Here is a 12,661-nt window from a genome sequence, read left to right as displayed (position 1 = left end):
CCCCCGGCGACGACGGCGGCCCCCACCGTGAGGTGGGGGCCGCCGTCGTGCTCCGCGGGACCGCGGGTCAGTACGCCGACTCGCCGAAGGAGGCCAGCAGGCGCCGGCGCTCCCGGCGGCGCTCGGCCTGCTGGTCCGGATCCGGGACGGGCGCGGCCGCCAGCAGGCGCTGGGTGTACTCCGCCTGCGGGTGGTGCAGCACGCGGCCCGTGGGGCCCTGCTCGACCTGGCGGCCGTCCTTGAGCACCAGCACCTTGTGGGCCAGCATGTCCACCACGGCGAGGTCGTGGGACACGAAGAGGCACGCGAACTCGTACCGGGTCTGCAGCTCGGCGAACATCTCCAGCACCGCCGCCTGGACGGACACGTCCAGGGCGGAGGTGGGCTCGTCCGCGATCAGGACCTCGGGGTCCAGGGTCAGCGCGCGCGCGATGGACACGCGCTGCCGCTGGCCGCCGGAGAGCTCGTGCGGGTAGCGGTTCACCACGTCGCGCGGCAGGCGCACGGCGTCGAGGAGCTCCTCGGCGCGGGCCAGGCGCGAGCGCCGGTCCCCCACCCCGTGGATGACCATCGGCTCGGTGATGACGTCCCCGATCGGGAACCGGGGATCCAGCGAGGCCGCCGGGTCCTGGAACACCACGCCGATCTTCCTGCGCAGCGCCCGCTGCTCGGCCGCCTTCATGGTGGCCAGGTCCTCGCCCTGCAGACGCAGGGCGCCGGAGGCCACCGGGAGCAGGCCGAGCACGGCCTTGGCGATCGTGGACTTGCCCGAGCCGGACTCGCCCACCAGGCCGAGGATCTCGCCCGGGGCCACCTGGAAGCTGACGTCGTGGACCACGCGGTTCTTCTTGCCGCGGTGGTCGTACTCGATGCAGAGGTCCTCGGCCTCGATCGCGTACTTCACGGCCGTCTGCGTGGAGGTGACGGGCTCCGGCTCCGCGGTCTCGAGCGCCTCCCCGAGGCGCGGCACCGCGGCCAGCAGGCGCTGGGTGTACGGGTGCTGCGGACGCTGGAGCACCTGCTGCACCGTGCCGGACTCCACGAGCTCGCCGTGGAGCATCACGCAGACGCGGTCCGCCATGTCCGCCACCACGCCCATGTTGTGGGTGATGAGCAGGATGCCGGTGTTCATCTTGTCCTTGAGGGAGCGCAGCAGCTCGAGGATCTCCGCCTGGACGGTCACGTCCAGGGCGGTGGTCGGCTCGTCCGCGATGATCACGCGCGGGGAGCAGCTGATCGCCATCGCGATCACGATGCGCTGGCGCTGGCCGCCGGAGAACTGGTGCGGGTACTGCTTGAGGCGGTCGGCCGCGTCCGGGATGCCCACCATGGTGAGCAGCTCGACCGCCCGCTTGGTCGCCTCGGTGCCGAACGCCAGGCCGTGCAGCTGCAGGGCCTCCGTGAGCTGGTCGCCCACGGTGAGCACAGGGTTGAGGGCGGTCATGGGCTCCTGGAACACCATGGCGACGTCCTGGCCGCGGATGGACCGCAGCTGGGAGTCGGTCATGGTGAGGACCTCGCGCCCGCCGAGCTTCACCGAGCCGGTGATGTCCGCCGACGGCGGCAGCAGACCCATGGCCGTGGAGCTGGTCACGGACTTGCCGGAGCCCGACTCGCCCACCAGGGCGACGACCTCGCCGGGCTTGACGTCGAACGTCACACCCTTCACGGCGTGCACCGAGCCGAACTCGGTGGCGAAGCGCACGGCCACGTCCTGGAAGGCGAGCACGGGCTCGCCGCCGAGGTCGTCGTGGTGCTCGACGACGCCCATCGTGGTGGTCGCCGGCCCGGGCACCTTGAGGGAGCCGGTGGCGGTGGTCACGACGCCCTGGGGCGCCTCGCCGGACGAGCCCGGCAGGGTCTCCGCCCGGGCCCGCAGGTCCTCGGCGGAGGTCTCGGTGGTTCCGGAGTCCTTGGGATCGAATGCCTTCGAGCTCATCGGGCGTCCCCTTCCGTGGTGTCGACGTCGTCCCCGGCGGGGCGGGAGGTGCCGTCGGCGTCCGTGACGGTCCAGGCGGCGGGGGCGTCCAGGCCGCGGGAGTCGGTTACGACGTCCGCGTGGCCGGCCGGAGCGGACGCCGGGGAGGCCTGCAGGCCGCCCGCCGTCGTCGGCGTGGCCTCGGTGACCGCCGCGCGGCGGCTGAACAGGCCGCGCTTGCGACGCCCCGAGCCGGACTGGCGCGGATCGAACGCGTCACGCAGGCCGTCGCCGAGGAAGTTCACGGACAGGGCGATCGCGAGGATGGTCATGCCCGGCCACCAGAACAGCCAGGGGCGCGTGGTGAACGCGGTCTGGTAGTCGCTGATGAGCAGGCCCAGCGAGGAGTCCGGGGACTTCACGCCGAAGCCCAGGTAGGAGAGCGAGGTCTCCAGCAGCACGGCGCCGGCGATGGCGAAGGTCGCGTTCACCACGATCACGCCGATGGTGTTGGGCAGCAGGTGCTTGCCGATGATGCGGCCGGGCTTGGCGCCCATGGCCACGGCGGCGGCCACGAACTCCTTCTCCCGGAGGGAGAGGATCTCGCCGCGCACCAGGCGGGCCAGGGAGGTCCAGGAGACGATGCCGAGCACGAAGGCCAGCGGCAGGATGCCGAGCTGCAGGCCGCCCGCCATCTTGCCCAGCACCGCCGCCAGGACGAGCAGCGGGATCACGATGATCAGGTCGGTCAGGCGCATGAGCACGGAGTCGACCCAGCCGCCGAAGTAGGCGGAGGCCGCGCCGACCAGCGCGCCGATGGCCGTGGAGATCAGGCCCACGATGAACGCGATGATCAGCGACTGCTGGGTGCCGCGCATCACCAGGGCGAAGAAGTCCGTGCCGGTGGAGGTCTGCCCGAAGGGGTGTGCACCCCAGCGCAGGCCCTCGCCGCCCAGGAACTGGGGCACGACGGACAGGGTGGGCCGCCCGCCGTCCACGACGGTGGACGCGGCCGAGTAGGACTCGTCCCACCAACCGGGGATGCCGGCGAAGCCGATCGAGGTGAACGCCATGAGGGCGATGAAGGCCAGGACGACCAGGGAGACCATGGCCGCCTTGTGGCGGAAGAAGCGCATGCGGATCAGGGCGCCCTGCGAATAGGACTTGCCGGTCTTCTGCTGGAGCTTCAGGTCCTCGGCCTCGGCGAGGTCGACGACGGCCGGTGAGGTGCTCCGGGGGTTCTGCTGTGCGGAGTGGCTCATGGTCATCACACTCGGATCCGGGGGTCGAGGACGGCATACAGGATGTCCGCCACCAGGTTCATCAGGACGGCAGCCGTGCCGGTCACCAGGAAGAACGCCATCACGGGCGCGGGGTCGACCTGGTCCAGGCCGGTGCGGAACAGCTCGCCCATGCCCTTCCAGCCGAACACGCTCTCGGTGATGACGGCGCCGCCGATCAGGCCGGCGAAGTCGAAGGCCATGATCGTGGTGATCGGGATCAGCGAGTTGCGGAACGCGTGCTTCAGGATCACCTGGCGCTCCCCCAGGCCCTTGGCCCGTGCGGTGCGGATGTAGTCCTGACGCGAGACCTCGAGCATCGAGGAGCGCGTGTACCGGGAGTAGGTGGCGACGGAGATGATCGTCAGCAGCACCGTGGGCAGCAGCAGCTGCGTGCCCTTGTCCAGGAACAGCACCCAGAAGTGACCGGTGAGGTTGGGGGTCTCCGCGCCGATCGTGGCGATCGGACGGGGCTTGGCCTTCAGCAGCTGCGGCCAGTAGTTCATCATGTGCTCGGCCAAGATGGACAGGCCCATGACCAGGGCGGTCACCACGGAGACGGACACCGCGGACCCCTTCGAGAAGCCGCCGAGCAGACGGCCGGCGAGCACGCCCACCAGCACCGCGATGACGCCGAGGCCGGCGATGAGCCAGCCGGAGGGGCTCTGCATCAGCACGCCGTACGTGGCGTAGTAGGCGACGACGCCCACGGCCACGGTGGCCAGGGCGGCCTTGAGCACGGAGCGGTTCTTCAGGCCGGCGACCAGTGCGGTGCCGCCCACGGCGACGGCCAGGCCGATCAGCAGCTGCACGAGCGGGCCCATGCGCGGGTTGCGCCACATGTCTAGGGCGAAGAGCAGGTAGCCGCCGAGCACGATCACGGCGACGGTGGCCGCGAAGGTCAGGAGACGGCGGACGAGGCGGCCGCCCATGGCCGCCTGCAGGGCCAGCCCCAGAACCACCGCGAGTCCGATGACGAGCGGCCAGTCCATGGTGGGGCGGGCGATCCAGTTGTTGAACCCGATCGCCAGGTACTCCTTCAGGAGCACGGCGGCCCAGAACACGGGCAGGGAGAAGAACAGGAAGATCAGGAAGGTCACCGCGTAGTCGAGACCCGAGTACTGGCGGATGGCGGTGATGATGCCGATGGCCACGCCGATGACGATCGCGAGCACGGTGGCCAGCACCACGAGGCGCAGCGTGGAGGCGGCCGCGTTGCCGAGCAGGCTCTCCACCTGCACGCCGGAGCGGTCGGTGCCCAGAGTGCCGGCGCCGATCAGGTACTTGACGACGCCGGTGAGCCAGTTCCAGTACCGCTCGTACCAGGGGTCGTCCAGCCCCATGTAGTCGATGCGGGCCTGCATCAGCTGCTCGCGGTTGCTGGCCTGCGACTCGCGCAGGTCCTTCAGGGGGTCGCCGGAGTTGACGGTCAGGACGTACAGGAGGATGGACGCGCCGAAGAGGACCAGCGCGGAGCTGCCCAGGCGTCTCAGGATGAATTTCAGCACAACAGGGGGTGGCCTTCCGTGCTCGTGGGGGAGGTGGGGGTGGCTCCGCCGTTCCACATGCCTGGGCCCGGCCACTGGCGGCCGGGCCCAGGTCGATGGTCGTGCGGCGCCCGGGGGGAACGACCCCGGGCGGTGTCAGGGGAGCGTCAGCTCACACGCTTCCACTGCTCGACGTTCCACAGCGCGCCCTGCTGCGCGACGGTGTCGCGCACGTTGGCCAGGTCGGCCTGGTGGGCCACGACGCCCGGGTGGGCGTACAGCGGGATGGCCTGGAAGTCCTCCCAGAGCGCCTTCTCGATGACCTTGACCTGCTCCAGCTGCTCCTTCTCGTCCAGGGAGCCGGCGAGCTTGTCCCACGCCTCGTCCACGGTCTTGTTGGAGTAGGACTGCTGGTTCTGCTCGCCGTCCGACTGGTAGATGTTGGCGCCGGAGGCCTTCTGGCCGGAGCCGGACCACGCGTAGAGCGCGACGTCGTAGTCGCCGGTCGGCATGACCTCCTTGAAGAACACGTTGGAGTTCGCGTCCTGGACGTCGAAGCCCGCCTGGTCGCACGAGGCCTTGATCAGCTTCACGGTCTCGGCGCGGCGCTGGTTGCCGGCCTGGTAGCCCAGGCGCACGGTCGGCTTGGAGACGCCGGACTTGGCGACGAGCTCCTTGGCTTTCTCGATGTTCGGCTGGTCCATCTCCTTCGGGTAGGCCGCGTCCACGACCTCCTGGTAGTTGTCCTGGAAGGGGAAGACCTCGCGGGCGTTCATGACCGTGGCGTCCGGGTTGATCGGCTTGACCAGGTTGTCCACGATCTGCTGGCGGGGCACGCAGAGGGCGAACGCCTCGCGCAGCTCCTTGCTGTCGGCGAAGGTCGAGCCGGTGCCGCGGTTGAAGTCGAGGTGCTCCCAGGTCAGCTGGTCGCCCTTCTGGATGTTGACCGAGTCGCCCAGGCCCTCGAGCTGGGACACGGTGTCCACGGTGGCCTGCGGCTCGATGACGTCGAGCTCCTTGTTCTGCAGCGCCTGGACGTGGGTCTCGGGGGCGGCGAACTTGATGACCAGGTTCTTGGTGGCTGCCGGGGTGCCCCAGTACTTGTCGTTGGCCTCGAGGGTGATCGACTGGCCGGCGACCCAGCCGCCGTCCTTGATCTTGTACGGGCCCATGGAGGGGATCATGTCCGCGGACGGGAGCTCGCCCGGGTTGAAGTCCCAGCCGTTGTTCCAGAACTTGGCGGCGGGCACGAGCTTGGTGGAGTCCTTGGCCTTGGCGGCCGCGACCAGGTCGTCGAGGGACATGTCCGCGCCCTTGGCGATCACGTGCGCCGGGAGGGCGGTGGTGATGAGGATCTCCCAGTCGGCGTAGGGCTCGGCGTAGGTGACCGTGAACTCCTTGCCCTTGGGGTCGCCCTCCGGAGCCTCCGGGATGTACTTGCCCGGTTCGGAGGTGATGGACTCGAAGAGCTGCGGCTTCTGGCCGGTCTTCGGGTCGGCCTTGCCGGACTCGTCCACGATGTTGGGGTTGTCCGCGGCCCACTGCACGATGAAGTCCGCGGCGGTGACGGGGGTGCCGTCGGACCAGGTGGCGTCCTCGTTGATCGTGTACTTGACCTTGAGCGGGTCGTCCGAGATCTTCTCGAACGTGCCGAACTCCTCGTTGCGGACGATGGTGCCGTCCGTGCCGAAGTAGTAGAACCCGGAGAACAGGCGGTCCACGATGGCGGAGTTGTACGTGGAGTACGTGTTGGCCTGCACGCCGTTGTAGGAGAGGAAGTCGTCCTTGCCCACGGAGTAGGCCACGGAGCCTTCCTCGGTCTTAACGTCGCCCAGGTCGGCCATGCCAGGGCCGTCGGCGGGGGCGGTGAGCTTCTCGCCCTTCTCGCCGGTGGTGACGCCGCCGGCGGCGTCGGAGCCGGACGCGGCGGAGGAGCCGGACGCGGCGGAGGAGCCGCCGCCGTTGGACGAGGAGCCGGACGCGGCCGGGCCGGCCGGCGCGCAGGCGGAGAGGACGAGGGCGGAGCCGAAGGCGAGGGCCGCCGCAGCGGAGAGCTTCGTGTGCTTCATGGAAGGGTCTTCCGTTCATCAGAAGGTGCTAGGAGGACCGGCGGGCGAGTGACCGACCGATCCGCCTCCGCGGCGGACGAGTGACGACCACCACGTGAGATGGGACATACTGTAACGGCAATCACCTGTGAACGGGAAGCGACCTCGCAGTGAACGGGCTCCGTCCGTGGCGGGGCCGCGTCAGCGGGGTCAGAAGGCGGCCCGGGCACGGTCGCGCAGCAGGGTGCGCACCGCCCAGGCGCCCGCCATCCCGTGCACTCCCCCGCCCGGCGGGGTGGCAGCGGAGGCCAGGTAGAGGCCGGGGCGGCCCGCCCGGTGCGGGCGGGGCGACGCCGTCGGGCGCAGCAGCAGCTGGAGGCCGCCCATGGAGCCGCCCGCGATGTCGCCCCCCACCAGGTTCGGGTTCCACGCCTCGAGGTCCGCAGGCCGGGTGGCCACGGCGTGCACGATGCGATCCCGGAACCCGGGGGCGAAGCGCTCCACCTGCTCCTCGACGAGCGGTCGCACGTCCCCGTCCCAGCCGAACGGCACGTGGGCGTAGGACCAGACCACCGTCCGCCCGGCGGAGGGGCCGACGGCCCGCGAGGGGTCCGCGGCCTGCTGCTGGCAGAGCATGACGAACGGATGCTCCGGCATGCGCCCGGCGACGGCCTCGGCCTCGGCGTGCTGGAGCTGCGCGGCGTTCCCGCCCAGGTGCACGGTGCCGGCCCCGGCCAGGCGCACGTCCGTCCACGGGACGGGCCCGTCCAGCAGGAAGTCCACCTTGGAGACCGCCGAGCCGTGTCGCCAGCGGCGCAGGGACCGCGCGTAGGCGGGCGGCAGGTCGGTCCCGGCCAGCGCCGCCACCTGCCGCGGGGTCAGGTCCAGGACGACGGCGTCCGCGGCCGGCAGCTCCCGGAGGTCCGTCACCTCGTGGTCGAGGTGCAGGCGGCCGCCGTGCGCCCGGAGCACGGCGAGCAGGGCGTCGACGATGGACTGCGAGCCGCCCGCCGCCACCGGCCAGCCCGAGGACATGCCGAGCGCCCCGAACAGCGCGCCGAACGCGCTGGTGAGCGGCCGGCCGGGCGGGAGGATCGCGTGCGCCGCAGCGCCCGTGTACAGCGCGCGGGCCTGCTCCGTGCGGAACACCGCGCGGTTCACCCAGCCGGCCGGCCACGGGGCGCGCAGGCCCAGCCGGGCCATCGACACGGGGTGCGGCCAGGGTCGCAGCAGGGGTCCGAGGACGTCCGCCGCGAGGCGGTCCGCATCCCGCACGAGGGGCGCGTGCAGGGCGCGCCAGGCCCGCCCGTCCACGCCCAGCCCCTCGGCGGTGGCGTCGAGGTCCCTGTGGAGGACGGCGGCCGGGCCGTCCGGCAGAGGGTGGCCCATGGGAAACTCCGGGTGGACCCAGCGCAGGCCGTGACCGGTCAGGTCCAGCTCCCGGAACACGGGGCTCACCACGCCGAACGGGTGCCCGGCCGCGCCCAGGTCCACGACGGTGCCCCGGCCGAGCAGGGGTGCGGAGGCGCTGGCCCCGCCGGGGGCGTGGTGTCGCTCGTAGACGTCCACCTCCCAGCCCTCCCGGGCGAGCAGCGCGGCGGCGGTCAGCCCGTTGGGCCCGGCACCGACGACGACGGCCCGCCCCGGCTCCGCCCCCTGCGGCAGGGCGAAGCCACGGTCGCGGGCGGCCGGGGCGTCGATCGGGGCTGCGTCGCGGGGCATGGGCTCTCCTGGCGGTCGAGGGGCTGCGGCTCTGCCACCATGGTGGACGCACATCGTCGGACACGCTGCAGGGAGAGGAGCCCGTGGAACCGTTCTGGACCGCCGTGGCGCTGACCTCCCTCGCCGGGGCCGCCACGATCGTGGGCGGCGCGCTCGGCGCCCTGGGCCGCCCGGTCTCCGACCGCGCCCTGGCGGCGGCGCTCGGCCTGGCGGCGGGTGTGATGCTCACCGTCGGCGCAGTGGAGATGGGCCCCGCCGCGGCGCGCGGGCTGGCAACAGCGGTCGGCGACGGACCCGGCGTCCTCGCGGCCGGCGCCGCCGTGGGCGGCGGGGCCCTGGCGTATCTGCTGATCGACCGCCTGCTGCCCGAGGCCGCGACCCCGTCCGGCTCCTCGGCCTCCGCCGCCCGTGAGGCCCGGGTGGGCCGGCTCGGCGTGGCCACCGCGCTCGCGATCGGCGCGCACAACCTGCCGGAGGGGTTCGTGACCTTCGCCGGAGCCCTCGAGGATTCGGCGGTGGGACTGGCCCTGGCCGTGGCGATGGCGGTGCACAACGTGCCCGAGGGCATCGCGGTCTCCGTGCCGGTGCGCCGGGCCACGGGCTCCGCGCGCACCGGCTTCCTGTGGGCCGCGACGGCCGGGATCCTCGAGCCGGCCGGCGCGCTGCTCGGCTACTGGCTGCTCCGTCCCCTCCTCACGGACGCCGTGCTCGGCGGGGTCTACGGCGCCGTCACCGGCGTCATGGCCGCACTGTCCCTGGCGGCACTGCTGCCCGGGGCCGTCCGCTGCGGCGGCGTCCCGACGGCCCTGGCCGGGGCCGCCGCGGGCGCGGCCGCGATGCTCGGGTCCCTCTCGCTGCTGGCCTGAGCGGACGCCCGCCCGAGCGGGCGGCTCAGTTGTGGCGAGCCTTCTGGAGGACGGCCTCGCCCTGCCGGGCCTCGCCGTCGGCGGTGCGCCACTGCACCGACAGGCGGTCGCCCACCTCGTGGTCGTTCACGAGCCGCGACATCGCGGTGGCGTTGCCGTCCAGCGTGCGCCCGTCGATGGCGGTGATGACGTCCCCCGGGCGCAGCCCGAGCTCCTCCCCCGCCGAGCCGCGGTCCACGGAGAGCACCTCCACGCCGTCCCGCGAGCCGGCCACGGAGATCCCGAGCGAGCCGTCCGCGCCGATGCTCACAGAGTCCGTCTCCTCACCGGAGAGGACCTGCGCCACCACGTCGAACGCGGTGGAGAGCGGGATGGCGTAGCCGTCCACCTGCGCGGCCGTCCGGCCCTCGCTCGCGGCCACGGTGACCCCCACGACCTGGCCCTCCCCGTCCACCAGGGGCCCACCCGAGTAGCCGGGCACGACGTCCGCGTCCGTCTGGATCAGGCCCGTGAGGCGCTCGAAGTCGTCCGTGCCCTCGGTGGCGGCCAGGATCGACTGGTCCACGCGCAGCACCTCGCCCCCGACCGAGGTCAGGTAGCCCTGCCCCCCGCCGTTGCCGACGGCGGCCACGGCCTCCCCCGGCCGCACGGGGTCGCGGGAGACCGACGTCGTCGTCAGCCCGGACACGCCGTCGATCTGGAGCACCGCGACGTCGTTCTTCGCGTCCCGTCCCAGCACCGTGGCCGCGTGGCGTGCGCCGGTGTCGGCGACGACCACGGACACCGCCGTGGAGTCCTCCACGACGTGGTAGTTGGTCAGGGCCAGGCCGTCCGAGGTGAGCACCATGCCGGTGCCCGTGCCCTGCATGGCCTCCAGGCGGGTCTCCACGAGCAGCACCCCCGGCGCGCGACGCACCCGCTCCCCCGGGTCGAGCGAGCCGTCTGCGGGCGGGGCGTCCGCGGCCGGCACGGCGATCCCGGCGTGCGCGTGGTCCAGGCTCGCGGCCAGGGCGTCCAGGCTCCGCGTCGTCACCTGCGGCCCGGAGGGGGCGGCGGCCGACGAGGACGAGCCCGCGCCGACCGCGGCGATCAGCCGGCCGCCGGCCAGGAGGGTCAGCCCCACCGCCAGCACGACGGCTCCGAGCACGCCGAAGACGGCAATGGCCACGCTCAGGGGTGATCGTCGACGCGGAGCGGGCCCGGGCCAGCCCGGGGGCGCGGCCCCGTAGGGCGCGCCGACGTGGGGCGGCGGGGCGCCGTGCGGCTGAGCCGGGGGCGCGGACGCATACGGCCCGCGGGGAGGCGGGCCGTACGGGTCACCCCCGGGGGGCGGTGCAGCGGTCATGCGTCAGCCGCGGACGACGGCGAGGGCGGCCTCGTAGTCCGGCTCGGTGGTGATCTCCGGGACGAGCTCGGTGTAGGCCACCGTCCCCTCAGCGTCCACGACGACGACGGCGCGCGCCAGGAGGCCCCGCATGGGTCCATCGGCGAGCTCCGCGCCGTAGGCGGTGCCGAAGTCCGAGCGGAACACGGAGCCGGTGACGACGTTCTCGATGCCCTCGGCCGAGCAGAAGCGCCCCGCCGCGAACGGCAGGTCCGCGGAGACGGCCAGGACGGTGGTGTCCTCGAGGCCGGCGGCCTCCTGGTTGAAGCGGCGCACCGAGGCGGCGCACACGCCGGTGTCCAGCGACGGGAAGATGTTCAGCACGACCGTGCGGCCCTTCAGGTCCGCGAGGGTCACGGAGCTCAGGTCCGAGCCGGTGAGGGTGAACTCCGGGGCGGCGGAGCCCACCTCCGGCAGCTCGCCGACGGTGTGCACGGACGTGCCCTTGAAATGCGTGGTGGCCATGGGGTCCAGCCTAGGATGTGGCCAGGCCCGGCGCACGCGATCGCCGCCGGGTCTCGGCGCACGGCGCACGGCGAACGGGGGACGGAATGGCGGAGCAGCAGGACCACACGGCGGAGGCGCTGACCTCCAACGTCACGGACACGGCGCTGCTGTTCGAGGGCGGCGGCATGCGCGCCTCCCACACCTCCGCCGTGGTGGCGGAGCTGCTGCGCGCCGGGGTGCACGTGGACTTCGTGGCGGGGATCTCCGCCGGCTCGTCCAACGCCGTCAACTACCTGGCCCGCGACCCGCTGCGCGCCCGCCAGGCGTTCGTGGACTTCGCCGACGACCCCAGGTTCGGCAACTGGCGCACCTTCCTGCGCGGCAAGGGCATGTTCAACGCCGAGTACATCTACGAGCACGCGGGCCTGCCCGAGGCGGACCTGCCCTACGACTTCGCCGCCTACCGGGCGAACCCCGCGCGCCTGGCCCTGGCCGGGTTCGACGCCGTCACCGGCGAGACCCGCTGGTGGGGCCGGGAGGACATGACCACGCTGCAGGACCTGATGGTGCGGGTGCGCGCCTCATCCACCATGCCGATCCTCATGCCCCCGGTGCACCTGGAGGACACGGTCTACGTGGACGGGGCCCTCGGCGTCGACGGCGGCATCCCCGTGACCGCCGCCGAGGAGGCCGGCCTCGCGAAGCTGCTCGTGGTGATGACCCGCGAGCGCTCGTACGTGAAGCGGCCCGAGCGGTTCCCCGCCTTCTATCAGCGCGCGTTCCGCCGCTACCCGGCCGTCGCGGAGGCCCTGGTGACGCGGTGGCAGCGGTACAACGCCACCCGCGAGCGCCTGTTCGAGATGGAGCGCGAGGGCACCGCCTACCTCTTCGTCCCGGAGGTCATGCCCGTCTCCAACGGCGAGCGCTCCGTGGCCAAGCTGGCGGCCGCCCATGAGCTGGGCCTGGCCCAGGCCCGGCGCGAGATGCCGGCCATCAAGGAGTTCCTGGGGCTGTGACGCCGGCGGAGTCGGGCAGCCCGAACACCGCGTCGAACAGATAGGTGTACACCGCGTTGTAGACGAGGAAGAACACGATCAGGCCCAGCTCGATCAGGAACGCCTCCCAGAGGGTCACTCCCAGCAGCAGAGCGACGGCCGGCACCAGGAACAGCACCAGGCCGCCCTCGAAGCCGACGGTGTGCCCCACCCGCGCCCACCAGGGGCGGCCATGCACGCCCAGCGCCCGCTCGAGCCGCTCGAACAGCGAGTTGTAGACGACGTTCCAGATCAGCGCGACCGTCGACGACACCACGGCCACGGCGAACGAGGCCGCCCCCTCGTTCCCGACGGCCCGCAGGATGAGGGTGGTGAACAGGATCGCCAGCAGCTCGAAGACCACCGCGAAGACGATCCGCCGCCGCAGGGGCGAGCGGAAGACCCGGCGCCCGACCAGGGCGCGGCGTCCGCCGGGCCCGCGGGGGGCGTCGTCGTGGGGCGGGGTCATGGGAGG

At 72.6% G+C, this 12,661-nt stretch carries 10 protein-coding genes; 2 read left to right on the top strand and 8 right to left on the bottom strand.

The window, feature by feature from the left end:
• Positions 1 to 67 precede the first annotated feature (67 nt).
• The 5 genes from KW076_RS06300 to KW076_RS06280 form a co-directional block, all read right to left on the bottom strand.
• Positions 68 to 1,939, bottom strand: a complete 1,872-nt coding sequence (locus KW076_RS06300) for an ABC transporter ATP-binding protein (protein ID WP_224356719.1) — start codon at positions 1,937 to 1,939, stop codon at positions 68 to 70.
• On the bottom strand, positions 1,936 to 3,186 hold the full coding sequence (locus KW076_RS06295) for an ABC transporter permease (RefSeq protein ID WP_434084364.1): 1,251 nt from the start codon (positions 3,184 to 3,186) through the stop codon (positions 1,936 to 1,938). The genes KW076_RS06300 and KW076_RS06295 overlap by 4 nt, the downstream gene beginning before the upstream one ends.
• On the bottom strand, positions 3,186 to 4,706 hold the full coding sequence (locus KW076_RS06290) for an ABC transporter permease (RefSeq protein ID WP_224356717.1): 1,521 nt from the start codon (positions 4,704 to 4,706) through the stop codon (positions 3,186 to 3,188). Before KW076_RS06290 ends, KW076_RS06295 begins: the two co-directional genes overlap by 1 nt.
• 146 nt (positions 4,707 to 4,852) lie before the next feature.
• Positions 4,853 to 6,754, bottom strand: coding sequence for an ABC transporter family substrate-binding protein (locus KW076_RS06285; protein WP_224356716.1), 1,902 nt, complete (start codon positions 6,752 to 6,754; stop codon positions 4,853 to 4,855).
• Between the two features lie 189 nt (positions 6,755 to 6,943).
• Positions 6,944 to 8,455, bottom strand: coding sequence for a phytoene desaturase family protein (locus KW076_RS06280; RefSeq protein ID WP_224356715.1), 1,512 nt, complete (start codon positions 8,453 to 8,455; stop codon positions 6,944 to 6,946).
• An 83-nt stretch (positions 8,456 to 8,538) separates the two neighbouring features.
• On the opposite strand from KW076_RS06280, the gene KW076_RS06275 reads away from it, so the two are divergent.
• Complete coding sequence (locus tag KW076_RS06275) at positions 8,539 to 9,321, top strand: ZIP family metal transporter (RefSeq protein WP_224356714.1); 783 nt, start codon at positions 8,539 to 8,541, stop codon at positions 9,319 to 9,321.
• A 25-nt stretch (positions 9,322 to 9,346) separates the two neighbouring features.
• Here the strand turns inward: KW076_RS06275 and KW076_RS06270 are convergent, their stop codons facing one another.
• Positions 9,347 to 10,489, bottom strand: a complete 1,143-nt coding sequence (locus tag KW076_RS06270) for a S1C family serine protease (protein ID WP_224356713.1) — start codon at positions 10,487 to 10,489, stop codon at positions 9,347 to 9,349.
• A 180-nt stretch (positions 10,490 to 10,669) separates the two neighbouring features.
• A complete protein-coding gene (gene tpx / locus KW076_RS06265; RefSeq protein WP_224356712.1) occupies positions 10,670 to 11,170 on the bottom strand; it encodes a thiol peroxidase in 501 nt (166 codons plus the stop codon).
• 86 nt (positions 11,171 to 11,256) lie between these two features.
• On the opposite strand from tpx, the gene KW076_RS06260 reads away from it, so the two are divergent.
• On the top strand, positions 11,257 to 12,168 hold the full coding sequence (locus tag KW076_RS06260; RefSeq protein ID WP_224356711.1) for a patatin-like phospholipase family protein: 912 nt from the start codon (positions 11,257 to 11,259) through the stop codon (positions 12,166 to 12,168).
• Here the strand turns inward: KW076_RS06260 and KW076_RS06255 are convergent.
• Complete coding sequence (locus KW076_RS06255) at positions 12,146 to 12,655, bottom strand: PACE efflux transporter (protein WP_224356710.1); 510 nt, start codon at positions 12,653 to 12,655, stop codon at positions 12,146 to 12,148. The two genes, KW076_RS06260 and KW076_RS06255, sit on opposite strands and share 23 nt — an antisense overlap.
• Between the last annotated feature and the right edge of the window lie 6 nt (positions 12,656 to 12,661).

It is taken from the genome of Micrococcus porci, assembly GCF_020097155.1.
Classification (GTDB): Bacteria; Actinomycetota; Actinomycetes; order Actinomycetales; family Micrococcaceae; genus Micrococcus; species Micrococcus porci.
The sequence above is the reverse complement of the archived record's forward strand: the minus strand, read 5'-3'. Positions and strand labels throughout refer to the sequence as shown.